The sequence below is a fragment of the Curtobacterium subtropicum genome (assembly GCF_030362975.1).
Classification (GTDB): Bacteria; Actinomycetota; Actinomycetes; order Actinomycetales; family Microbacteriaceae; genus Curtobacterium; species Curtobacterium subtropicum.
Map to the genome: position 1 here is coordinate 1 of NZ_JAUCMM010000017.1, position 23,832 is coordinate 23,832.

Annotated in this window: 20 protein-coding genes; 10 read left to right on the forward strand and 10 right to left on the reverse strand. The window is 71.0% G+C overall.

The window, feature by feature from the left end:
* Positions 1 to 76 precede the first annotated feature (76 nt).
* From QUG98_RS15830 to QUG98_RS15870, 9 genes are all read left to right on the forward strand, one after another.
* On the forward strand, positions 77 to 505 hold the full coding sequence (locus tag QUG98_RS15830) for a DUF3060 domain-containing protein (RefSeq protein ID WP_289471453.1): 429 nt from the start codon (positions 77 to 79) through the stop codon (positions 503 to 505).
* Between the two features lie 130 nt (positions 506 to 635).
* Positions 636 to 2,042 (forward strand): tyrosine-protein kinase domain-containing protein, encoded by a 1,407-nt coding sequence (locus QUG98_RS15835; RefSeq protein WP_289471454.1) that lies wholly within the window; start codon positions 636 to 638, stop codon positions 2,040 to 2,042.
* A 109-nt stretch (positions 2,043 to 2,151) separates the two neighbouring features.
* Positions 2,152 to 3,213 (forward strand): polysaccharide biosynthesis protein, encoded by a 1,062-nt coding sequence (locus QUG98_RS15840; protein WP_289471455.1) that lies wholly within the window; start codon positions 2,152 to 2,154, stop codon positions 3,211 to 3,213.
* Positions 3,210 to 4,286, forward strand: coding sequence for a polysaccharide biosynthesis C-terminal domain-containing protein (locus tag QUG98_RS15845; RefSeq protein WP_289471456.1), 1,077 nt, complete (start codon positions 3,210 to 3,212; stop codon positions 4,284 to 4,286). The genes QUG98_RS15840 and QUG98_RS15845 overlap by 4 nt, the downstream gene beginning before the upstream one ends.
* Positions 4,283 to 5,431 (forward strand): non-hydrolyzing UDP-N-acetylglucosamine 2-epimerase, encoded by a 1,149-nt coding sequence (gene wecB / locus QUG98_RS15850; RefSeq protein ID WP_289471457.1) that lies wholly within the window; start codon positions 4,283 to 4,285, stop codon positions 5,429 to 5,431. Before QUG98_RS15845 ends, wecB begins: the two co-directional genes overlap by 4 nt.
* Positions 5,428 to 6,723: a hypothetical protein gene (locus tag QUG98_RS15855; protein ID WP_289471458.1), complete on the forward strand. Its 1,296-nt coding sequence runs from the start codon at positions 5,428 to 5,430 to the stop codon at positions 6,721 to 6,723. Before wecB ends, QUG98_RS15855 begins: the two co-directional genes overlap by 4 nt.
* A complete protein-coding gene (locus tag QUG98_RS15860) occupies positions 6,720 to 7,925 on the forward strand; it encodes an MATE family efflux transporter (RefSeq protein WP_289471459.1) in 1,206 nt (401 codons plus the stop codon). Before QUG98_RS15855 ends, QUG98_RS15860 begins: the two co-directional genes overlap by 4 nt.
* Positions 7,922 to 9,178, forward strand: coding sequence for a glycosyltransferase family 4 protein (locus QUG98_RS15865; RefSeq protein ID WP_289471460.1), 1,257 nt, complete (start codon positions 7,922 to 7,924; stop codon positions 9,176 to 9,178). Before QUG98_RS15860 ends, QUG98_RS15865 begins: the two co-directional genes overlap by 4 nt.
* On the forward strand, positions 9,175 to 10,305 hold the full coding sequence (locus tag QUG98_RS15870) for a glycosyltransferase family 4 protein (protein ID WP_289471461.1): 1,131 nt from the start codon (positions 9,175 to 9,177) through the stop codon (positions 10,303 to 10,305). The genes QUG98_RS15865 and QUG98_RS15870 overlap by 4 nt, the downstream gene beginning before the upstream one ends.
* Before the next feature lie 168 nt (positions 10,306 to 10,473).
* Here the strand turns inward: QUG98_RS15870 and QUG98_RS15875 are convergent, their stop codons facing one another.
* From QUG98_RS15875 to QUG98_RS15885, 3 genes are read right to left on the reverse strand one after another with little or no spacing between them, the layout of a single operon-like run.
* On the reverse strand, positions 10,474 to 11,748 hold the full coding sequence (locus tag QUG98_RS15875) for a nucleotide sugar dehydrogenase (protein ID WP_289471462.1): 1,275 nt from the start codon (positions 11,746 to 11,748) through the stop codon (positions 10,474 to 10,476).
* A 57-nt stretch (positions 11,749 to 11,805) separates the two neighbouring features.
* Positions 11,806 to 12,474, reverse strand: coding sequence for a sugar transferase (locus QUG98_RS15880; protein WP_289471463.1), 669 nt, complete (start codon positions 12,472 to 12,474; stop codon positions 11,806 to 11,808).
* Positions 12,471 to 13,703 carry a glycosyltransferase family 4 protein gene (locus tag QUG98_RS15885; protein ID WP_289471464.1) on the reverse strand — a complete coding sequence of 411 codons (1,233 nt, stop codon included), beginning with the start codon at positions 13,701 to 13,703 and terminating at the stop codon, positions 12,471 to 12,473. The genes QUG98_RS15880 and QUG98_RS15885 overlap by 4 nt, the downstream gene beginning before the upstream one ends.
* 120 nt (positions 13,704 to 13,823) lie before the next feature.
* Between QUG98_RS15885 and QUG98_RS15890 the strand changes: the two genes are divergently transcribed.
* Positions 13,824 to 14,762 (forward strand): ankyrin repeat domain-containing protein, encoded by a 939-nt coding sequence (locus QUG98_RS15890; RefSeq protein ID WP_289471465.1) that lies wholly within the window; start codon positions 13,824 to 13,826, stop codon positions 14,760 to 14,762.
* Positions 14,763 to 14,895: 133 nt separating this feature from the next.
* On the opposite strand, the gene QUG98_RS15895 is transcribed toward QUG98_RS15890, so the two are convergent.
* The 7 genes from QUG98_RS15895 to QUG98_RS15925 all read right to left on the reverse strand — a co-directional run bounded on the left by QUG98_RS15895 (position 14,896) and on the right by QUG98_RS15925 (position 23,821).
* The gene (locus QUG98_RS15895) at positions 14,896 to 16,092 is read right to left on the reverse strand and encodes a glycoside hydrolase family 1 protein (protein WP_434533457.1); all 1,197 of its coding nucleotides are present in this window, start codon (positions 16,090 to 16,092) and stop codon (positions 14,896 to 14,898) included.
* A gap of 22 nt (positions 16,093 to 16,114) precedes the next feature.
* A complete protein-coding gene (locus QUG98_RS15900; protein WP_289471466.1) occupies positions 16,115 to 16,987 on the reverse strand; it encodes an alpha/beta fold hydrolase in 873 nt (290 codons plus the stop codon).
* On the reverse strand, positions 16,984 to 18,765 hold the full coding sequence (locus QUG98_RS15905; RefSeq protein ID WP_289471467.1) for an ABC transporter ATP-binding protein: 1,782 nt from the start codon (positions 18,763 to 18,765) through the stop codon (positions 16,984 to 16,986). Before QUG98_RS15905 ends, QUG98_RS15900 begins: the two co-directional genes overlap by 4 nt.
* Complete coding sequence (locus QUG98_RS15910) at positions 18,762 to 19,709, reverse strand: ABC transporter permease (protein ID WP_289471468.1); 948 nt, start codon at positions 19,707 to 19,709, stop codon at positions 18,762 to 18,764. The genes QUG98_RS15905 and QUG98_RS15910 overlap by 4 nt, the downstream gene beginning before the upstream one ends.
* Positions 19,706 to 20,686, reverse strand: coding sequence for an ABC transporter permease (locus QUG98_RS15915; RefSeq protein WP_111226808.1), 981 nt, complete (start codon positions 20,684 to 20,686; stop codon positions 19,706 to 19,708). Before QUG98_RS15915 ends, QUG98_RS15910 begins: the two co-directional genes overlap by 4 nt.
* Positions 20,683 to 22,464: an ABC transporter substrate-binding protein gene (locus tag QUG98_RS15920; protein ID WP_289471469.1), complete on the reverse strand. Its 1,782-nt coding sequence runs from the start codon at positions 22,462 to 22,464 to the stop codon at positions 20,683 to 20,685. Before QUG98_RS15920 ends, QUG98_RS15915 begins: the two co-directional genes overlap by 4 nt.
* A gap of 253 nt (positions 22,465 to 22,717) precedes the next feature.
* Entirely contained in the window at positions 22,718 to 23,821 is a 1,104-nt protein-coding gene (locus QUG98_RS15925) for a LacI family DNA-binding transcriptional regulator (RefSeq protein WP_289471470.1), read from the reverse strand.
* Positions 23,822 to 23,832: the final 11 nt, after the last annotated feature.

A 23,832-nucleotide genomic window follows, 5' to 3' on the forward strand; every position in this document is an offset into this window, starting at 1 on the left:
GGCGGCTGGTCGGAGCACGTCTCCGACCAGCCGCCGACCAACGACCGCAGGCCCGACACGACCTCGAAGGACGACCATGCCGATCCGTTGCAGCGCTGTGGCGCTCGTCACCGCCACCATGACCGCGCTCCTGCTCACCGGCTGCTCCGCGCAGCAGACCGATCCCACCGGTGGGACACCGACACCCACCGCCACCGCCACCACTCCGATCCCGGACCCGGGTGCGCCCGCGGCCTACGACAACGCCTGCGACGGCAAGCAGGCCATCCTGAGCGGCGAGCACGTGAAGCGCTCGATCGACCACTGCGATGCCGTTGCCGTCACCGCCGCCGGGAGCACGATCACCATCGGTGAGACCGGCAGCCTCGTCGTCGAGGGCAGTGACAACACCATCACCGTCGCGTCGGTCGACTCCGTCATGCTGCTCGGCTCCAACAACACAGTGCGGGTCGAGTCCGGCACCCCCCAGGTCGACGACCAGGGGGCGGGCAACACCGTGCGCTGATCGTCCTCGACGATCCGAATCGAAGGCCGACCGGGGAACCGGTCGGCCTTCGTGGTTCCCGCTCCCGGGATCTTCCTACTTCATATTTCACATGCTATGCTTTGTGCACCGACTCGACGACAGGACTGGTATGGATCTGCCCGACATCTTCCGCGCGCTGCGACGCCGGTGGCCGATCGCGCTCGGCGGCCTGGCACTCGGCGCAGCTGCAAGCACAGCGCAGCTCGTCCTCGCCACGCCGACCTACGACGCGACCGCTCGCCTCTACGTCACGGTCGCGGCCTCCGAGCAGGGGTCGGCCACCGACCTCGTCCAGGGCGGGAACGCTGCCGAACAGCGCGTCCGGTCGTACGTCGACATCATCACGACGCCCCGGGTGCTCCAGTCCGCGATCGACCAGCTCGGGCTGCAGACCAGCGCGCAGGACCTGTCCCGCCGGGTCCGTGCAGCATCGCCGCACGACACCGTGCTGCTCAACGTCACGGTCAACGACACCTCGGCGGAGCGGGCCGCAGCCACTGCGAACGCGATCAGCAAGAGCTTCACCGAGCTGGTCGCCGACGATCTCGAGCACGCCAGCGCGGGATCGGTGAGCCCGGTGTCGATCCGCACGGTGCAGCCCGCTGTCGTCCCGCAGGACCGTGCGACCCCGCAGACGGCCAAGACCCTGTTCCTCGGGATCGGCGGCGGGCTCGCGCTCGGTGTACTCGGAGCCATGCTGCGCGAACTGCTCGACACGAAGATCCGGAGCCGGAGCGAGGTCGAGTCCGTGACGGACCGTCCCGTGCTGGGAGTCGTGCCGAGGTGGAAGAACCTCCAGCGCACGCCGGTCTTCATCCAGGGGGACGGTCGAGGCGCATTCGCCGAGGCGTTCCGCGCACTCCGGACGAACCTCCGCTTCCTCGGACGGAGCACGAGCGGACGGGTCTTCGTCATCACCTCGGCGAACCCCGGCGAAGGGAAGACGACCACGACGGTCAACCTCGCCGCGGCGCTCATGGAGGGCGGGGCGCGCGTCGCCGTCATCGACTGCGACCTCCGGCGCCCGGCCGTCGCGAGCCGACTCGACATCGACAACCACGCGGGCCTGACCGACGTCCTGATCGGCCGAGCCGAACTCGTCGACGTCGCTGTCCCCTGGGGCGAGACCGGAACCGTCCTCCCCACCGGCCCCGTGCCCCCGAACCCGGCCGACCTGCTCTCCTCGGCCGGCATGACCGAGGTCCTCGCGGCGCTCGCTGCCACCAACGACTACGTCATCGTCGACACGCCACCGCTGCTGCCGGTGACGGACGCAGCGGTGCTCGCCGCTGCGAGCTCCGGAGCGATCGTCGTCACTGCGGCGGGCAAGTCGCACACGCACGAGCTCCGCGACGCGCTCGCCGTGCTGGAGCGCGCGGAAGCCCACACGTTGGGACTCGCCGTGACGATGGTGAAGACCCCGCACCAGCAGTACGGCTACGGCTACCTCGGCGCAGCGCCGGAGCTGACCAGGGCGGAACTCCGTCCCACCCGCGGAGTCCGTGTCGCCGAGTGACACGACCGCCCCGTCGTCCGGACCCGCACCGCCCCGCTCGACGGGCCGTCCCCCGCGGGGCGAGGCGGACACCACACGTCAGAACGTTCCCAGTCGAGACAGGACCATCATGACCTTCAACACCGCTTCCCTCATCGGCTCCCGTGTCCTCGTGACCGGCGGCACCGGTTCCTTCGGCAAGACCGTCACGAGACGGCTCCTCGCTCGTGGCGTGGGCGAGGTCAGGATCCTCAGCAGGGACGAAGCGAAGCAGGACCAACTGCGCATGGAGCTGAGCGACCCGCGCGCCCGCTTCTACCTCGGTGACGTGCGCGAGCCCGAGAGCGTGAGCCGTGCCGTTCGCGGTGTCGACCACGTCTTCCACGCCGCCGCACTGAAGCAGGTCCCGTCGTGCGAGTTCTTCCCCCTCGAAGCGGTGCGCACCAACGTGCTCGGGAGCCAGAACGTCGTGGCGGAGTCCGTCGCCGCCGGCGTGCAGTCCGTCGTCTGCCTCAGCACCGACAAGGCCGTCTACCCCGTCAACGCGATGGGGATCAGCAAGGCGCTGATGGAGAAGGTCGCGCTGTCGTTCGGACTCAACAACCACGAGTCCGACACCATCGTGTCCTGCGTCCGGTACGGCAACGTCATGTACTCGCGTGGCTCGGTGATCCCCCTCTTCGTCGACCAGATCCGTCGCGGCCAGCAGCTCACCATCACGAACCCCGAGATGACCCGTTTCATGATGTCCCTGGACGACAGCGTCGACCTCGTCGAGCACGCCTTCGTCCACGCGAACCAGGGGGACCTGTTCGTCAAGAAGGCAGCGTCGTGCACCATCGGCGACCTGGCCCGCGCGATCGCGAACCTGTTCGGGGTCACGGGCGACCCGTTCCGCGTGATCGGCACGCGGCACGCAGAGAAGCTGTCGGAAGCACTCGCCAGCCGCGAGGAGCTCTCCCGCGCCCAGGACATGGGCGACTACTTCCGCATCCCGGCGGACATCCGTGACCTGAACTACTCCGCGTACGTCGACGAGGGCGACCCCGCGCAGACCGACCGTGTCGCGTACGACTCGCACTTCGTCGACCGCCTCGACGTGTGCGGCGTCGAGGAGCTCCTGCTCTCGCTGCCCGAGATCCGTGCGGAGCTCGCACGCGCCGGGCGGACCCGGATCGGGCTCGCGGCGTGATCGCCATCAGCGGTCGCGGCGGACTCGTCGGATGGCACCTGAGGACGGTGCTGCACGCCGAGGGCCGGAGCTGGACCGACGTCGACCTCCGCACCACGGACGAGACCGCGCCGGGCCAGGAGCTCACCGACATCGACACCGCGATCCACGTCGCCGGGATCTCCCGGGGCGCCGACCACGACGTCCGCGAGGGCAACGTCGAACTCGCCCGCCGGTTCGTGGCCGCCCTGGACGCGACGGGAGCCCGGCCACGACGCCTGGTGTACGCGGACACCGGCATGCGCGGCACCAGTCCGTACACCGAGGGCAAGGCGCGCGCGGCGGAGGTCCTCGCGGACGCGGCGACGCGGTGGGGTGCCGAGTTCGTCGACCTCGTGATCCAGAACGTCTTCGGCGAGCACGGCACGCCGTACCACAACGGCGTGGCGCTGACCTTCTGCCACCGCATCGCGAGGGGTGAGCAGCCGGTCGTCGAGTCCGACCACGTCCGTACCTTCGTGCACGCGCAGGACGTCGCCGAGGCGCTCGCAGGCTCGATCGGCCAGGGCGAGCTCGACCGGCGCGGCACCACGATGTCCGTCCCCGACCTGGCGGGACGGATCACGGCGCTCGCCGAGGTCCACCGCCGCGGGGAGATCCCTGCTCTGGACTCGGCCTTCGACCGGGACCTCTTCAACACCTACCGCTCCTACGTCGCTGCGCCGACGCACCCCCTGACGGCCGCGGTGGACCATCGCGGTGCGTTCACCGAACTCGTGCGGGCGCACGGCGGTCCGGGCCAGACCGGGGTGTCCACCACAGTGCCCGGGGTCACCCGCGGTGACCACTTCCACCGCCGGAAGATCGAGCGCTTCGTGGTGCTCCAGGGCGAGGCACGGATCACCCTCCGGCGTGTCCTCGCCGACGAGCGTCGGGTCATCGAGGTACGCGGGGACCGGCCCGTCGCCGTCGACATGCCGACGCTCTGGGCACACTCCCTGACCAACACCGGGGACACGCCGCTCGTCACCGCCTTCTGGACCAACGAACTCCACGACCCCCTCCGACCCGACACCTTCCAGGACATCGCATGACCACGAACGCACCGCAGCCCCGGACCAAGGTCCTGACCGTCGTCGGCACCCGCCCGGAGATCATCCGGCTGTCCGAGGTCGTCCGCCTCCTCGACGCCACGTGTGACCACGTGCTCGTGCACACGGGGCAGAACCACGACCGGCAGCTGAGCGACGTCTTCTTCGAGGACCTCGGTCTCCGGACCCCCGACCACCACCTGTCGATCGACACCTCGTCACTCGGCGCAGTGCTCGGCGACGTCCTGCGCGAGACCGAACGGGTCCTGCTGCTCGAGCGTCCCGACGCCGTGCTGATCCTCGGCGACACGAACAGCGCGATCGCAGCACTCATCGCGAAGCGCCTGCGGATCCCGGTGTTCCACATGGAGGCCGGGAACCGGTCCTTCGACGAGAACGTCCCGGAGGAGACGAACCGCCGGATGATCGACCACGTCGCCGACTACGACCTCGTCTACACCGAGCACGCTCGGCGGAACCTGCTCGCTGAGGGGATCCACCCCTCGCGCATCATGCTCACGGGTTCCCCGCTGCGCGAGGTGCTCACAGCGCACCTCGCCGCCATCGAGGCGAGCGACGTGCTCGACCGGCTCGGCCTCGATGCGGGCGGGTACGTGCTCGTCAGCGCCCACCGCGAGGAGAACGTGGACGAACCGGCTCGGCTCGTCGCGCTGCTCGACGCCGTGCAGGCCGTCGGCGACGAGCACGGGCTGCCGGTGCTCGTCTCGACGCACCCACGCACCCGGCGGTCGCTCACCGGACTCGACGCGTCCCGTTGGCCGCGCCTCCGGCTGCACGAACCGTTCGGGTTCCACGACTACAACGCACTGCAGCGCTCGGCCTTCGTCGTGCTGTCCGACTCCGGGACCGTCAGCGAGGAGTCCGTCATGCTCGGCTTCCCGGCGGTGACCCTGCGCGACCGGATCGAGCGCCCCGAGGCCATCGACACGGGTTCGATGGTCACCGCGGGCGTCGACGCTCGCGCGGTGACCGAAGCGGTGCGCTTCGTGCGTGCCACCGCGGATCCGACGCAGACGGGAGGCCCGACCGCCTACGCGGTGCCGGACACGGCCCGGCGCGTGGTCGGCTTCATCCTGGGCACGGCACACGCGCACCACGCGTCGGCCGGTGTCCGGCGACGCCCGTGACGGGGCAGGCTGCGCGGCCGCTCGCGATCCGGGCGCTCCTCCGGTTCCCCACGACCACGGCGGTGCTCGCTCCCTACCTGTTGGTCATCCTGCCGCTCGCCCTGTGGAACGACACCCCTGGCACCGACTTCATCCTGATGACCGCCGCGCTCGCCGCCGGCGGCGCGTTCGCGGTCGAGGGAGCGCTCGCGACGATCGCGCTCACCGAACGGAGCCTCGGGCCGCAAGGGGGCACGGCACCTCGGCGGGGCAGCGTCCGCTCGGCTGCACCGTCGCTCCGCTGGGACGGCGAGCGTGTGGCTGTCGTCGCCCGGGTGGTCGCGGTCGTCTCGATCGTCGCGAACGTCGGAGCGCCGGCGCTCGGAGCGAGCACGTTGCAGACCCAGGTGGCGGGAGACGTCGCCGGCGGGTTCGCGGGAGCGTTGACCCCGTTCAACGCGTGGGGGCAGGTCGCGCTCGCGCTCTGCATCACCGCGCACTTCCTGACCGGGATGACCCGTCCGGAGACCCTCACGTGGGTCGGGGCGTTGCTCGCGGCGCAGGTCGCTGCGGCCTGGATCTCCAACATCACCGTGCAGCTCGGCTCCCTGACGGTGCTCGTCGTCGCGCTGTTCCTCATGACCCGTCTCGTCCGGCCGACCATCACGCTCACGGGCGTCGCCGTCGTCGCTGCAGCATGGCCGACGGTGTTCGCGATCCGGAACGCCCTGCGCCTGCAGAACGGCATCGACGTCGACGAGTCGGCCACGGCCGCGGCCGACCGGCTGCGGTTCGACGAGCAGGTCGTGCGTGCCCGCGAGTTCGGCGCCGGACACGACCTGGGGCAGCCGGACTTCTGGCAGGCGCTCCGGTACGGCCTCGTCCCGCGGATCCTCGATCCGTCGAGACCCCCGATCTCGTCCGGGAGTGCCGTCAACGAGTTCCTCGGCGGGACCTCGACCTCGGCGTACACGTTCCTGCCCGTCGCGACCGTGTGGTTCTTCTGGGGAGCACTCGCCGTCGTCCTCGTCTACGCGTCCGCCGCGATGGCCGTCTGCGCGCTCCGTCCCTGGCGTTCCGTCGAGGTGCGGCCCGTCGCGATGGTGCTGTTCGTCCTGCTGATCGGTGGTCCGCTCTCGATGCTCGCGACCCCTCCGGACTCGTTCATCAAACTGCTGCAGACCCTCGTCGCCACCGCACCGGTGCTGCTCGTGCTCCAGGTGTGGGCCCGGGTCCGCGTGGAGCTCCCCGTCGAGGAACCGCATCCGCACCCGCACCCGCACCCGCACCCGAGTCTGGAACCGGCCCGGTGAACCCGCCCGCGCAGCGTCCCCGACGGTTCGCGGTGCGGAGCATCGGCGCCCTGATCGTCGCACTGAGCACGAGCGCCTCGGGGTTCCTCGTCGCCACCGCCGTCGCGCGCGTCGCCAGCGTCGAGGAGACCGGACGCTTCGCCGTCGCCGCGGCCGCCGTCGCCCTGTCGACCGCGATGGCGCGGTCCGCCGTGACCGATCCGCTGGTCGTGAACCCCGTCGGATCGGCCGCGCTGACGCGCATCGGCCGCGCCTCGTCCATCGGCGCGGCCGGAGCGGTCGTGGTCGGCATCGCCGGCTTGGTCACCCACTCCGAGTACCTGCTGGTCGGCGCGATCACGCTCCACGGACTGACCATCCGGGAGTGCGTCCGTGCCGTCGCCGTGGCCCGGGGGTCCTGCGGCGCCGCCGTCCTCGTCGAGACGACCTGGCTCGCCGTCGCAGTCGTGGCGTTCGTGGGGACCGCGGTCGGCTCCTGGTCCGGCCTCACGGCGTTCGCGGTGTGGGCGGGAGCGGGCGCCGTCCTCGGGTACGTGAGCGCCGTCCGGCAACGGTTCGACCTCCTCCCGGCATGGCGGTCGACCCCCGTGCCCACCGGCCGATCACTGTCGTTCGCCGCCGACACCGTGATGGGCAGCGGCGTCGTCCAGCTCGTCACGTGGGTGTCGGCGGCCACTGGCGGCCTCACGGTCGCCGCAGCCCTCCGCGGCGCCGGGACGCTGGCCGGCCCCGTGACGGTGTGCCTCGGCGCAGCCCGCTCCGTACTGATCCCCCGCGCCGTCTCCCGGCTCCGCTCGCAGGGCGGGCTCCGGGGGCTCCGCCGTGACACCGTCCTGCTGTGCCTGGTGGCGAGTCCGGGACTCGTCGCGCTCGCTGCAGCCGGCGCGCTCCCGGCCCCGGCCGGAGAAGCCGTCCTCGGCGAGACCTGGGCGTTCGTCGCACCGATCCTCCCGCTCACCGCCCTGGAACTGTTGTTCCAGCTCGTGTCAGCGGTCCCCGAGTCCGCGCACCGCGCGCTCGGCATGTCCCGCCGGATCGTGCAGCTCCGGGCGGTGTCGGCCCTGCTCCGGATCCCCGCGATGATCTCGGTCATCCCGATCGGCATCGGTGCCATGGCAGCGATGGCGGCTGCGGTCACCGCACTGAACGCAGCGCTCTGGTGGGCGCACCTCATCCACGCTCGACGGAGGGACCAGACATGACCGGCACCACACGGCCGCACCGACGACGACTCGCGCTCGTCGTGCCCGAGTACCGGACGCCGGCCTACGGGGGCGGTGGGCTGGCGGCGGTGGCCGACTTCGCCATCGAGGCCTTCACCGACCCGGCGCTGTCCGAGGACGCGCGCTGGGACGTCCGCGTGGTGTCCGTCCGGACCTCCCGCAACGCGCCGCAGCACCGTCGCCTCGGAGCACCTTCCACGTGGCACCGCGGGCCGGTGACCGAGGAGCGTGCGCTCGGCCCCGTGGTCGTCCACGACGTCGGCGCACACCTCGGCGAGGTCGAACCAGTGCGGTACCTCCCGCGGCGCGTGTTGACGGACCTGGTGGCCGACCGGGACGTCGCGCTCGTGGTCGCCGGCTCCCCGGCGCTCGCGAACGTGTTCCACGGCACCGACGTCCCGGTCGTGCTCAACGTCGCGACCCTGGTCGAGGAGGAACGGCAGGCTGCGCTGGCCGCAGGACGCGGACCGACGGCCGCCTGGCGCCGGCTCTCCACCCGGGTGGTCCAGCGCCTCGACGTCCGAGGGCTCCGGGTGGCGGACGAGGTCATCGCGCTGAACCCGGGGATGCGCGACGTCCTCGCCGGGATGACCGCCGCGCCGGTCCACCTCCTGCCGTTCGGCGTCGACACGGCACGGTTCTCCGCTCCCGAGCGCCGCGCCGAGTCCGGACCCATCGTCATGCTCGGTCGCCTCGACGACGAACGGAAGAACATCGGCGGGCTCCTCGAGGCCTACCGCCTGCTCCGCGATCAGCACGGTGTCACCCGACGACTCGTCCTGGCCGGGCGCAACGGCCTGCGTGCAGTCGACGCCGGACGCCTCCACGCCCTCGGCCTGCACGAGCACGTCGACGTGCTGGCCTCACCCGAGCCGAGGGTCGTCGTCGAGCTGCTCAGGTCCGCCAGCGTCTTCACGTTGGCCTCGCACGAAGAGGGACTCGGCATCGTGCTCCTCGAGGCGATGGCGAGCGGGCTCCCCGTCGTCGCCACCGACACCCGTGGGGCCCGTCACGTTGTTCAGGACGGCATGACCGGGATGCTGGTCGACACCGGGGAGGGCATGCCGGAGCGCTTCGCAGCGGCGGTCGCGCTCGTGCTCGGCGACCCGGCACGCGCCGATCGCATGGGTGTCGCGGGCCGCGCGCACGTCGAGGCGTCCTTCTCCGTCGCGGCGACCCGCGCGCAGTGGCGTGCGGTCGCGCAGCGCGTCGCGGAACGGTCCGTCCGGTGAACGTCACCGTCCTGGCCCCGTACTTCACCCCTGCGGTCCTCGCCGGTGGTCCGGCGAGGACGTTGGACGCGCTGACCGCCGCTGCAGGCGCGGACCACCGGGTGCACGTCGTCACGCGTGACCACGACCTCGGCAGTACCGAGCCCTTCACGGCGACCAGACGCGTCACGGACCAGCCGCGTCGCGCCGTCGAGTACGTCCGTGCCGACGGCATCGGAGGAGCCGTGCGCGTCGCGCGAGCACTCCGGCGATCCGGGCCGACCGACCTGCTCTACCTCAACAGCCTGCTGGACCCGACGTTCTCGATCCTGCCGCTCCTGCTCACCAGGGTCCGGCTGCTCCGACCGACCCGGGTGCTCCTCGCCCCGCGGGGAGAGTGCAGTCCGGCGGCCCTGTCACACCGCGGTCGGAGGAAGCGACTGTTCCTGTCCGCCGCGAAGCTGCTCCGGCTGCACGACGGGGTGCAGTGGCACGCGTCGTCGCCGGACGAGGCCGGACACATCCGGGAACTCATGGGAGCCGGACTCGAGGTGGTCGTCCGCGAGAACGAGGTCGACCTGCCGCGACGATCGATCCGTGCGCTGCTGCCCGACGATGACCGGCTCCACCTGGTCTTCCTGGCTCGACTCGTCGAGCACAAGGGGCTCCACCGCGTGCTCGAAGCGCTCGTCGGGATCGATCGACCGGTCCTCCTGGACGTCGCGGGTCCGGCGCAGGACCCGGCGTACGAGCAGCGGTGTCGACGGCTCACCGAAGCGCTGCCCGAGCAGGTCCGCGTCCGGTTCCTCGGGCCGCTCGACGGTGCCGAGAGTCTCGCAGCGATCCGCCGCGGACATGCGTTCATCACGGCCTCGGCGAGCGAGAACTTCGGCCGCACGATCGCGGAGGCCCTCGCGATGGGGCGGCCCGTCCTCGCCCCCGACACCACGCCCTGGACCAGCCGTCTGGCGGACGGCGGAGGGTCGGTCGTCACCGGCGGCGGCGTGACGGAGTGGACCCGTGTGCTGCGCGAGTGGGCCGGGCTCTCCCCGGCGGGACTCGCGGAGCGCGCTGGACGGGCAGCCGACGTGTACGACCGGTGGCGGTCCTCCACGGCTCCGCACGTCTTCGACCTGCTCGACGACTGACGCGTCGCGCGCGGTCCAGCCTCTCCGGGTACGACACCGGGCGACGGGTACGACACGGAACGGGTACGACACGGAACGGGTACGACACGGAACGGGTACGACACGGAACGGGTACGACACGAAGGAGCGGCACGGCTCACGCCGTGCCGCTCCTTCGTGTCGTCCGAGTCAGAGCGTCTCGACGAGCTCCGTCGCAGCCCGGGTCGCGGAGCGCAGTGCGTTCCGTGTGTCCAACACCGGGATGCCGGCGTCCAGGACCGTGTCACGGTCGAACTCGGCGTGCCCGGTCACGAGCACGATCACGTCGTGCTCGTCGGCGAGCGCTGCGTCGAGGTCCACGGCCCGTGCTGCCGTCGACGGCCACCGGTGGTCCTCCACGTGGGGGTCGACGGCCGTCACGGCAGCGCCCCGCTCGCACAGGAGCTCGAGCACCCGCATCGCGGGCGATTCGCGCACGTCACCGGTGTTCGGCTTGTAGGACAGCCCGAGCAGGAGGACCCGCGCACCGCGAACCGCTCGGCCGGCGTCGTTGAGGATCCGGGACACCCGTTCGACGACGTGGTCCGGCATGTGCTCGTTCACGTCGTTCGCGAGCTCGACGAACCGGAACGGCTTGCCGAGTTGCTTGCGCACCTGCCACGACAGGTAGCTCGGGTCGACGGGGAGGCAGTGCCCCCCGACGCCCGGTCCCGGGGTGAACGGCATGAACCCGAACGGCTTGGTCGACGCTGCCTCGATGACCTGCCAGATGTCGACACCGAGCGCTTCTGCATGAATCGCCATCTCGTTGACGAGAGCGATGTTGACGTGTCGGAAGGTGTTCTCGAGCAGCTTCGTGAGCTCGGCCTCGCGGGTGCCGGCGACGGGGACGATCCGTTCCACGAGTCCGCCGTAGAAGGCCTGCACGCGTTCGAGGGAGCGGTCGTCGATGCCGGACACGACCTTCGGCGTGTTCTCCAGACGCCAGGTGGTGTTGCCCGGATCGATGCGCTCCGGGCTGTAGCCGACGGAGAAGTCGACTCCGGCACGCTTCCCGGAACCGGCCTCGAGGATGGGGACCAGCAGGTCCTCGGTGGTCCCGGGGTGCGTGGTGGACTCGAGGACCACGAGCGCTCCGTCGACGATCAGGGGGGCCAGGGCGCGCGCAGCACTCTCGACCATCCGGAGATCGGGCAACGAATCGGTCAGGGGTGTCGGGACGGTGATCACCGCGACGTCGAACCGGTCGACGTCCGCGTAGTCGCTGACGGCTCGGTACCCCAGGTGTGCGAGGGCGTGCTGCACCTCGGAGTCCGGGATGTCCTCGACGAACGAGGTCCCGCGGCGCAGCGCGGCGGTGCGGCGTTCGTCGAGGTCGATGCCGGTCACGCGGTGCCCGGCACGGGCAGCGCGCATCGCGAGCGGGAGGCCGACGTAGCCCTGGCCGACGATGAGGACGTCCATGGTGGTTCCTTTCGGGTCGGGAGACCGCGCTGGTCTGCGCGGGGTGAGCGAGGAGTGTCAGGCGGTCAGGGAGGCGTCCCGGTGTTCGCTCTGCGGAGCGGTCTCCCCGCGGAAGAGCGTCATGGTCGCGTGCCCCGGGGCGGACACGCCGTGCCTGGTCACGACCGTCCGTACCGTGGCGAGGAGGATGCGGAGGTCGAGCCCGAAGGAGCACCGTTCGACGTACTCGACGTCGAGGTCGAAGCGTGTCTCCCAGTCCGACTCGTTCCGACCGTTCACCTGCGCCAGGCCGGTCATGCCGGGGCGGACCTCGTGGCGGCGCGCCTGGTGCTCCGAGTAGAGGTCGAGGTACGACATGAGCAGCGGCCGCGGCCCGATGATGCTCATCTCACCGCGGGCGACGTTGACCAGGTTCGGGAGCTCGTCGAGGCTCGTCGCGCGGAGGAACCGCCCGAGCCGTGTGATCCGCAGGTGGTCGCCGTCGGTACCCAGCCGTTCGAGCGCCGCGTCGGGCCGCATGGACCGGAACTTGACGATGTGGAACGGTGCTCCGTGCAGACCGGGACGCACCTGTCGGTAGATGACCGGCCCCGCCCCCTCGCACCTGACGGCGACGGCGATGAGCGCCAGCAACGGCGACAGGACAACCAGGAGGACGACCGCTGCGACTCGGTCGAGCGCGTGCTTCGGGCGCGTCCACGGACGGGACGGGACGGAGGGGGTCATCTGGCTGCCTCCCGGAGGATCTGTTCGATGCGGTCGATGGCCGCATCCGGGCGCATGTGCGTCCGGACGACGGCGCGGGCGTTCACGGCGAGTCGTTCGCGTTCCGGGGCGCCGGTCGCGTGCGCGGCGCGGAAGGCGGTCTCGATCGCGTCGACGTCCCCCGGGCGCGCCACCAGTCCTGCCGATCCTCGGCTGACCAGGTCAGCGGCGTCCCCGGGCAGGGCCGCGATCACGGGGACCCCGTTCGCCATGGCGTCCTGCAGCTTGGAGGGGATGGTGATGGGGGACATCGGGGCATCGGCCAGTGCGACGATCTCGAAGTCGGCACCGGAGTGCACGGCGGGCATCTGGTCGCGACCGACCGGCGGCTCGAACGAGATGTTGGGAGCGCCGAGGTCCGACGCGAGGGCGCGCAGACGATCGGCAGCGAGGCCGTCGCCGACGAAGCGGAAGTGGAGCCCGGGGAGGTCCGCACACCGAGCTGCAGCGTGGACGACGGCGTCGAGACCCTGGTTCGGCCCGAGGTTGCCGGCGTAGACGATGGTCGTGGTGCCGTCGTCCGATCGCGCTGCCCGTGCAGCGGGGTCGGGCAGGTGCATCGCCCAGTTCACGATGGTCGAGGTCCGGTCGGGCCGGCTGCCCCGGTCGACGAGCAGCCGCGCGGCGCCGGGTGCGATCGCGATGACGTGGGCCGCGGAGCGGTGCAGTCGACGGAGCCACGCGAGGAGCACCGTCCGCATCACGCGCGCAGTGCCGGCGCTCTGCACGATGCCGGACCCGGTGACGGACTCCGGCCACACGTCCTGCACGTGCAGGACGTAGGGCGTCCCGAACAGTCGCCGCCACAGCATCGGCCCGATCGCCGCGGTCGGCTGGGCGCTGTGCACGTAGACGACGTCTGCACGTCGGGCGGCGCGGGTCGCCGTGATCGACGATGCAGCGAAGCTCAGGCAGTTGACGATCCGCCGAACGGCACGGTCGGAGTGGTCGGGAACGATCGGGACGCGGTGGACGGTGACGTCGCCGTCCTGTTCGACGTGCCCGAGACGCTGCTTCCACCCGGGGAACACCTTGCCGAACGGGTAGTTCGGGAAGGCAGTCACCACGGTGACGTCGTGACCCCGTTCCGCCAGACCGCGTGCCACCGATGCCGGGATCCACCCCTGCATCTCGGGCGGGTAGTACTGCGTGACGACGGTCACACGGATCGGGGTGGCGGGTCGGGTCATGGACAAATACTAACATTCACAATACTGGAGTTCCAGATCTGTTCACCGGTGCGATCGTCGACGGACGGCACCCGTGCTCGTGGACACCCCCGACGGGCGCGAGCAGGTAGCGTCGACCCCGTGCGATGGAGTCGAGTGGGTTGGCCCGGGGTCGGGTACGTCTCCCTCGAGGACGTCGAGGGCTACCCCGAGCACCTCGCCCGCCTGGTCACCGACGCACCTCCGTCCGTCGCGGCCCTCGCGTCCGTGCCGTGGAACGAGGCCCGCATCGCCGAGTGGCACGAGACCGCCACCACGACGCCGACCGGCACGCCGGACACCGCCGGCATCGACGAAGCGCCGACCCGCACGGTCCGCGCCGTCGTCGTGGTCCGGAACGACGAGGTGCTCGACACCCCGGACGGCCTGTGGCGTCGCTGGAACCACGCCCGCGTGACGCTCACCTTCCACCGCGCGGTGCTCGAGCCCGAGGACACCGCGCCCCTCGCCGTCACGGCCGGTGACGTCCAGGTCTCCCGCGGCGAGATCGCCCACGTCGACGCCGACGTCTGGGAGCTCCGGCTCCTGCTCTCCCCCACCGGCGAGCTCGCGGTGCACTTCCGCGACGTCGTGATCGAGGTCCGTCCCGTCGCCGAGTCGGCGTGGTCCGAGCTGCAGGAGCGCCCCGCCCACGGCTGGCACGGCCCGGTGCCGGACGGCTGGCTCGAGTGGGCAGCCCCGGCGGTGCGCGCAGCGGGTCACGGGGACGTCGGCGGGCTCTCGCTCGAGCTCGACGGCTTCGGCGCGGACCCGACCGGCATCGACGAGGTCGACCCGCGCTGGGGCTTCGCCCCGCTGCACGCCGCCGCCTGGTTCGACCGGCGCGGCACCACCGAGGCCCTGATCGAGCGCGGCGCGGACGTCACGGTGCTCGACGCCGAGGGCCGCACGGCGCTCGACCTCGCCCGCGAGCGCGGCTCCCGCAAGGCGGAGGAGGTGCTGCTCGCCTGGTTCGACGCGCATGCCGTCGGCGAGGCGTACTCGGCCGACGACCCCTCCAGCGACGAGGCGACCCGCTGATCGCGTGACCCACGGACGGACGGGAGGCTCGTGGCGGCACCGCCACCCCTCCCTCGCAGGCTCGGTCGGCGCGCCCCGCGCAACGCTTCGCGTTGCCGCCGAGCGGGGCGCGCCCGTCCGTCACGTGGTCGCGTCAGTCGCGACGCGTCTCGAGCGCGTTCGCCTGCGCGATCCTGCCGTACCAGCGCGCCGAGTCCTTCGGCGTCCGCGCGAAGGTCTCCCGGTCCCACGCGACGAGTCCGAACGTGGGCCGGTAGCCGGAGGCCCACTCGTAGTTGTCGAGCAGCGACCAGTGCTGGTAGCCCAGGACCTCGATGCCGTCCTCGATGCAGCGGTGGATCCCCTCGAGGGCACCCTGCGTGTAGGCAACGCGGCGAGAGTCGTCGGCGGTGGCGATGCCGTTCTCGGTGATCATCAGCGGCACGTGGCCGGACAGCTCCCACGCGCTGCGGAGTCCGTCGGCCGAGGCCTCGGGGTAGAACTCCCACCCGGTCAGGGTCGTCTCGACGTCGTCCGACACGGGTAGCGGACCGGAGGGCCCGATGAAGGTGCGCGTGTAGGCCTGGACGCCCAGGAAGTCGTCGCCCGCGGCCTGCTCGAGGTACCAGTCGTCACGCGGGTAGCCGTACTCGCGGAGCATCTCCTCGGAACCGGGCTCCCCGTTCGCGCGGAACGCCTGCGTGGCGATGGTCCAGCCGGACCGGATGCCGGGCACCTGCGACAGGACCTCGCGGGAGCGCCGGTGCGACGCGAGCAGCTGGTCCGCCACGTGCAGGTCGGGGTTCGGCAGGCCGTACGCGACGAGGTTCGACGCGTCCTCTCCCCCGGCGAGCATCGCCGCGATGTTCGGCTCGTTGATCGTGCAGACGTAGCGGACGCCGTCCTGCACGACCGGGAGCGCGGCCTCGGTGTACCGGGCGAACAGGTCGGCGGCGTCGTCCGCGCGCCAGGAGCCGTCGCGCTCGAACCACCGCGGCACGGTGAAGTGCATGAGCGTGACGATCGGTTCGACGCCGGCCTCGTGGCACGCCTCGACCATCCGGCGGTAGTGGTCGACCTCGGCGCGGGAGACGAACCCGCGCTCGGGCTCGATGCGCGCCCACTCGATGCTGAACCGGTAGGAGTTCAGCCCGAGGTCGGCGGCGATGCGGATGTCCTCGCGGTAGCGGTGGTAGCTGTCCGCGGCGTCGCCGGAGGGCTCGACGATGGTGGTGTCGGGCTCGTGCTCGTGCACCCACCAGTTGCTGTTGACGTTGTTGCCCTCGATCTGGTGGGCGGCGGTGGCGGCACCCCAGAGGAAGCCGTCGGGGAACTGCAGCGTGGTGATGATGGGTCCTTTCGGTGCGTCGACGTCAGTGCGCCGACAGGAAGTCGTCGAACAGGGCGATGGTCGCGGCGGGGTTCTCGACGTGGGGGCCGTGGTAGCTGGTGGGGACGACCTCGTAGCGAGCGCCGGTGTCCTCGGCCATCTGCCGCTGCCACGGGATCGGCCAGGCGCCGTCCCACTCGCCGTGCGCCACGAGGACCGGGAGCCCGGTCGCGCGGAGCTCGGCGGACGAGTCGGTGTGGTCCTCGAGGATGTGCCCGCCCGCGACGACGCTCAGCGGGCTCGTGGCGTCGAAGCGGTCGCGGACCATCCGGACGTCGTCGGGCAGCTCCTCGTCGGGTCGGGAGGCCCACAGTGGGTTCGTGGAGTCGAACAGCTGGCGGAGGTTCCCGCCGGTGTCGTGCAGGATCGTCAGCTCGGTGACCTTGCGGTAGGGCCAGCCGTACGGGCCGGAGCAGAACTGCACGAGGCTGCGGAACGACCCCGGTGAGGCGATGGCGGCTGCGCGGGCGATCACCCCGCCGAGCGAGTGCCCGATCAGGTGCACGGGCGCCCCGTCGTCGAGCAGGGCCGCGACCCGGACGACGTCGGCCGCTTCCTCGTCCAACGAGTAGTCGGACGGTGCGGTCGGTGCCGCGGAGTCGGCCTGGCCACGGCGGCTGATCGCGATCGCGGTCCAGCCGGCCTCGCGCAGCAGGGGCATGAAGGTGCGCCAGTCCTCCTTCGAGCCGGTGTACCCGGGGACGACGAGCACCACGCCCTTCGAGGGGCCGTCCGGGACCACCCGGTAGGCGGTGAGCCGCCCGACGGGCAGGTCGATGCCGACGACGTCGACGCCCTCGGGCGTGGGCAGGTGGCCGAACGCCGGGACAGGTTGGAACTCGTGGAGGGTGCTCATGCCAGCAGTGTCCGCCGCGGGTTCGGCACCGCGTCCAGCAGCGCGACCGTGTAGTCGTCCTGCGGGTGCTGCAGCACCTCGGCCGTCCGGCCCCGCTCCACCACGACACCGTCGTGCAGCACCATGATGTCGTCGGTGATGAGTCGGGCGCTCAGCAGGTCGTGCGTGATGTAGAGCAGCGAGACGCCCCACTGCTCCCGTAGGTCCTCGAGCAGCGCGAGCACGCCGGCGCGCAGTGTCACGTCGAGCATCGAGACGGGCTCGTCGGCGATGATCACCTGCGGGTCGCTCGCGAGCGCCCGGGCGATGACCACGCGCTGCCGCTGCCCGCCGGAGAGCTGGTGCGGCAGCTTCTGCGCGAACTGCTCGACGGGCGTCAGGCCGACGGTCTCGAGGATCTCGAGCACCCGCCGACGGGCATCGCGCCCGCGGAGCCCGGTGTAGTTCGCGATGGGTCGGGACAGGATGTACTCGACGGTGTGCAGCGGGTTGAGCGCGGCGTACGGGTCCTGGAACACCATCTGCACCTCGGAGCGCAGGTCCTTCAGGCCCCTCCTTCCCAGACGAGCCACGTCGGTGTCGCCGAAGCGGACCGTACCGCTGGTCGGCTGCTCCACGCCGGTGAGCATCTTCGCGATCGTCGACTTGCCCGAGCCGGACTGGCCGACGAGAGCGAGCGACTGCCCGGGCTCGAGCGTGAACGACACGTCGCGGACGGCCTGCACGGGCTGCTCGCCACGGCGGGGTGCCGGGTACGTCTTGACGAGGTGCTCGACGACGATCGGGTTCTTCGCGGCGGAACGCTCACGGGAGCCGACGGTGCTGAACGAGGACGTGGTCTCCTGCCGGGTCTGGTCCGTGCCGCGGAGCGACCGGTCCGGGAACCCCGGCAGCGACACGACCGAAGCACGCGGGTCCGCGTAGTGCGAGAGCAGCATCTTCGTGTAGTCGTCCTGCGGGTCGCGCAGGACCTCGAGCGACCGGCCGTCCTCGACGATCCGCCCCTCGTGCATGACGAGCACGCGCTCGGTGGCCTCGAGCACGATGCCGAGGTCGTGGCTGATGAGGATCGCGGTGAACCCCTCGGAGCGCTGCAGCTCGATGATCGTGTCCATCACGGCGTGCTGCACGAGGACGTCGAGGGCCGTGGTCGGCTCGTCGAACACCATGAGCTGCGGTTCGAGCGAGAGCGCGAGGGCGATCGAGACGCGCTGCCGCATGCCGCCCGAAAGCTCGCCGGGGTACCGCGCGAGCATCGTCTCGGGCAGCTTCACCTTGCCGATCAGCTCGCGCATCCGCCTGTCCCAGCGCTCGCGCGGCACGTGCCCGTGGGCCTTGAAGACGTCGATGAAGTGGTTGCGCACGGTCCGCACCGGGTTGAGCGCGTTCATGCCGGACTGCAGCACCATCGCGAAGCCGCCCTGGCGCTGCTGGCGGAGGGCCTCGTCGTCGAGGTCGCGGATGTCGCTCCCGCCGAAGACGATGCTGCCGCCGTTGGTCCGCGCCGGCGGCTTCTGCAGCCGGGTGAGCGCGTAGCCGAGGGTCGACTTCCCGGAGCCGGACTCCCCGACCAGGCCGACGAACTCGCCCTTGCGCAGGCTGAACGAGACGTGGTCGACGGCCTGGACGGCCGTCTGGCCGGCCGACTCGTAGACGACGGACAGGTCGCGGACGTCGAGCAGGACGTCGGCCTGGGTGCCGTCGGACGGGAGGCGCGTGGCGGTGCCGCCACGGGCCTCCAGGCCGTCGCCGGTCACGTCGGGTGTCTGGCCGCTCATGCTGCTGCCTCCTTCTTGCGCCGCGCGCCCTCGCGCAGCCGCGGGTTGGACACGGCGTCGACGCCGAAGTTGATGAGGGTCAGGCTCATCGCCAGCAGGGCGATGCAGAGACCCGGGGCGAACAGCAGGATCCACTGGCCGGTGAGCAGCGCGTTCGAGTTCTGCGCCCAGTAGAGGATCGTGCCCCAGCTGACGATCGACGAGTCGCCGAGACCGAGGAACTCGAGGCCCGCCTCGGCGAGGATCGCGCTCGTCGCCGCGCCGAAGAAGCTGCCGACGATGAGGCTCGTCATGTTCGGCAGGATCTCGCGGAAGACGATGCGGGTCGCGCCGTCACCGGAGAACTGCGCGGCGGTGACGAAGTCGCGGCTGCGCAGGGACTGCGTCTGGCTGCGCAGGACGCGGGCGCCCCACGCCCAGCCGGTGACGACGATCACGGCGATGATGACCGTGATGCCGCCGTTCTGCAGGTACGCCGCGATGACGATCATGAGCGGCAGACCGGGGATGACGAGGAACAGGTTCACGATGAACCCGATGACCTCGGCGACCCAGCCGCGGATGTAGCCCCAGCTCAGGCCGATCGCGACGGCGACGAGTGTGGACAGGAAGCCCGCGACCGCGCCGACGAGCACGGAGACCCGGGCGCCGTAGATCAGCTGGGAGAGGACGTCCTCGCCGGCGGCGGTGGTGCCCATCCAGTGCGCCCAGGTCGCGTCGGCGTTGCGCTCGAAGCCGTTCTGGCTGGCGCCGTACGGGGCGAGGAGCGGGGCCAGGATCGCCACGAGGACGAAGAAGGCGAGGATGCAGATGCCGACGCGTGCCTTGGTGTTGCTCCAGACGACGCCGAACTGTCTTCCTGCTGCCCTGAGCTTGGAAGGGGCTTGTTGTTCTTGCTGGGTTCGTACTGCGACGGTGGTGTCCGGTGCGTTGGTCTGGGTCATCGGCGCGTCCTCGGGTCCAGGACGCCGTACAGGACGTCCACGATGAAGTTGGCGATGAGCACCGACACGGTGATCATCAGGAAGAGGGCCTGCATGAGCGGGTAGTCCTGCCCGATCACGGCGTTGAACAGCAGGTAGCCGATGCCCGGGTAGCCGAACACCTGCTCGACCAGCACCGAGCCGCCGACCACGCCGCCGAGGGCCAGGCCGAAGCCGGTCAGGTTCGGCAGGATCGCGTTCCGCGCGGCGTAGCGGACGGCGACCGTGCGGCCACGGAGGCCGTTCGCCTCGGCGAAGGTGACGTAGTCGTCGCCGAGGGTGTTGATCATCGCGTTGCGCATGCCGATGATCCAGCCGCCGAGGCTCGTCACCAGGATCGTCACGGCGGGCAGGATCGCGTGCCGCAGGACGTCGCCGATATACGTGCCGTTCCAGCCCGGGACGCTCGTCGCCGACGATGCTCCGGTGGTCGGGAACCAGTGCAGGACGTAGCCGAGGAAGAACAGCAGCAGGAGTGCCGTCCAGAAGTACGGGAACGTCGACATGAACGACCCCGACAGGGTCGGGAGCGAGTCGAGCCAGGTGCCGCGCTTCCAGGCCGCCGCGACCCCGATCAGGGTGCCGATCACGAAGGCGAGGATCGTGACCGTGCCGACGAGCACGAGCGTGTACGGCAGTGCGCGACCGACCAGGTCGCCGACGGGCTGCGGGTAGAACGTGTAGCTCGTGCCGAAGTCGAGCGTCACGACCTGGTGCAGGTAGCTGACGTACTGGTCCCAGAGGTTGCCGGAGGGGACACCGAGCTGGGCTTCGATGGCCTTCTTCGTGGCGTCGGTGACCGGGCCGTTCTGGCTGAGCTTCGCGAGCGCCGCGTCGGACGGGCTGCCCGGCATGAGGCGCGGGAGCACGAAGTTCAGCGTGACCGCGGCCCAGAGGGTGAGGACGAAGAGGACGAGTTTCTGGAGGATGTACTTCACTTGCCTGCCTCCTTCGTCTGCGTCTTCTGCTCTTCGAGGATCTTCTTGCCGGCTGCGCTGTCACGGAGTCGGAGCTTCGTGAAGATGAGCAGCGGTGCCGAGTCGTAGTTCTGCGGCGCCATGTAGGGGTCCTGGGCGCTCGGCCACCCGACGAACTTGCCGGTGTTGAACAGCCCCCAGAGCCCGCCGTAGTACATGCCGATCACGGGCAGGTCGTCGTACACGATCGCCTGCAGCTGGTTCAGGATCCGCTGCTGCTCGGCCCGGTCCGTCGTCGCCTTGTACGCGTCGAGGAGCTGCTGCGTGTCGGCGTTCCGGTACCGCTCGAAGTTGTTCACGGTCGACTTGCCGACCGGCTGGTAGAAGTCGCTCGACAGCAGCGAGTTGTAGGCCTGGAAGACGTCGCCGTTCCCCATGCCGCCCATCGCCATGTCGAACTGGCCGTTGTTGATGTTCTGCTGGTACCCGGCGGGCTGCGGTGCCTGGATGTCGACCTTGATGCCGATCTTCCCGAGGTCGCGCTGGACCTGCTGCGCGGCACGGAGCCAGTCCGAGTAGCCGTTCGCGGTCATGAGCTTGATCTCGAGCTGCTTGCCGTCCTTGACGAGCTTGCCGCCCTGCTGCTCGTAGCCGGACTTCGCGAGCTCGGCCAGCGCCCGGTCGGTGTCCTGCGTGATCATGCCCCTGTCCGGGATCGACGGGTCGAGGTACTGCTCCTGGTTCGGCAGGATCAGGCCGGTCTGCCCGGCGGCGCTGAGGTTGCCCTCGGACGCGGTCTCGGCGATGTCGTCGCGGTTCAGCGCGTACGAGATCCCCTTGCGGACGTTGACGTCGCTGTAGGGCGCCTTCGTCAGGTTCGGGATGAGGCCGATCACACCGCCGGCCGGGAACCACCACTCGTTGTCCGGGGACGCCGCACCCCAGGTGCCCTTGACGTCGGAGATGAACGAGTACGCCCAGTCGTAGCCGCGGGTGACGGTGTCGAGCTGCGTGTTCGTCGCGGGCAGGATCAGGTGCTCGATGGCGATCTTGTCCGCCTGCCAGTACCGCGGGTTCTTGTCCATCGAGTACTGCTGGTCGGAGTAGTTGCCGAGCACGAACGGGCCGGTGCCGACGGGGTCCGGGTCACGCCAGGTGGTGGGGTCCTTGATCTTCCCGTAGTGGTGCTCGGGGAGGATGTACGTCGCGCCGATGATGTTGAGGCTCGGCACGTCGTCGCCCTTAAGGTGGAAGACGACGTGGTCGCCGTCCTGCTCGATGCGATTGATGTGCTGCCAGGCGCCCTTGATGTCCATCGCGGGGAACTTCTTGAGCAGGTCGAACGTGAAGAGGACGTCCTCGGGGGTGAACTCCGTGCCGTCGGACCACTCGACGCCCTTCCGGATCGTCATGTCGATGGTCTTCGGGTCCGGCTGGCTCCACGAGCTCGCGAGCCACGGGGTGCCCTTGCCGTCGAGGGGGTTGATCTCGATGAGGGGCTCGTACATCCACTTGCTCGCGGTGCGGGCGTTCGAGATGTACGGGTTGAAGTTGCGGTCGAACAGCGGGTTGCCGCGGTCCGCGTTGATGAGCATCGTGTCCTTGCCGATGCTCGGGTCCGGCTCCGAGCGGACCTGGATGCTGCAGCCGGTGGCCACGAGGGCCACGACCGCGAGTCCGGCGATGGCCGCGGCGATGCGGCCGCGGCGTCGGGCGGGGGTGCGCGGCGCCGGTGGCGTCCGCCGTCCGTCCGGGCGCGGGTCGCGGTGCCCGCGCGTGCGCTGTGGGGGAAGCGTCATTGCTCGGTCGACCTCCGTGTCGATGGGTGCTGTGCCCAATGTATGCGCTTACATCACGGCGCGCAACCGCGGTTCCGATCGCCGGCTTCGGTGGCCACGGGTCGCGCCGCGAGCGTTCCGGTCGCACGACGTGCCGCCCGGGTGGAAGTCTGGACGGCGGGTCGTGCGACCGGAGCGGCAACCGGCGGCATGTCGTGCGACCTGCGCCAGGGCCGCTCGGACGAACAGCGCCGGACGCCCGCGCCCGCGCCCGCTACAGCGTCGGCGGGCAGCTCTCGCGCAGCAGCACCTCGACCGGCAGTCGCACCGCCCGCGGAGGCCCCTCGCGCCGCTCGAACCGGTCGACGATGGCCCGGACGGCAGCGCGTCCGAGCTCCCCCATCGGCTGGTGAACCGTCGTCAGGGGCGGCGCCGAGAACCGTCCGGCGTCGATGCCGTCGAAGCCCGTCACCACGACGTCCTCGGGGACCCGCAACCCCCGCGCTCCCGCTGCATCGAGCACCCCGAGCGCCGACTGGTCGTTCGAGCAGATCACCCCGCGGGGCACGTCACCGCCGTCGAACAGTGCCGAGGCGAGCTCCCGGGCGCGTGCCCGTCCGAAGTCGCCGTGCACGACCCGCACGTCCGACACCGCCAGGTCGTGGTCGGCGAGCGCCTGCCGGAAGCCAGTCGACCGTTCCATGTCGTCCGGCGAGTCGATCGGCCCCGCCAGGTAGGCCAGCGACCGGATCCCGAGCCGACCGATCACGTGCGAGGCCAGTGTGCGCATGCCCGCGGCGTTGTCGACGCTCACCGAGTCGAAGCCGTGCGAGCGGCGGTCGTCCGCGAGCACCACGACCGGGATCCGGCGCGCGACGTGCTCGAGCAGGTCGTCGGGCACCGTCTGCGCGAGCACCGCGAGGCCGTCGACGCGACCGGCGACGTCGTTCACGATGACGTCGCGCGAGGAGCCTCGACCGGCCGCCACCATGAGCGCGAGCCCCCGCTGCCACGCCTCGGTCTCGGCACCGCGCAGGACCTCGTCGAAGTACAGGTTCGACGAGAAGGGCTGGGTGACGTGCCGACGGTCGTCGACCACGCGGACGCCGCCGTCGGTCACGAGGTCGGGTCGCTCGTCCGGCACGACGTCGAACCCGGGCAGCAGCAGGCCGACCACGCCGGTCCGCTTGCCGGCCAGGGCGCGCGCGTTGCCGGAGGGCACGTAGCCGAGGCTCCGGATCGCCGCCTGCACCCGGTCGCGGGTGCCCTCGCGGACCGCGTCCGGCGTGCGGAGCACGCGGGAGACGGTGGCGATGGAGACGCCGGCCTCGGACGCGACGTCGTAGACCGTGGGAGGTGCGGTGCGCTGCGCGCCCATGCCGTGCCTCC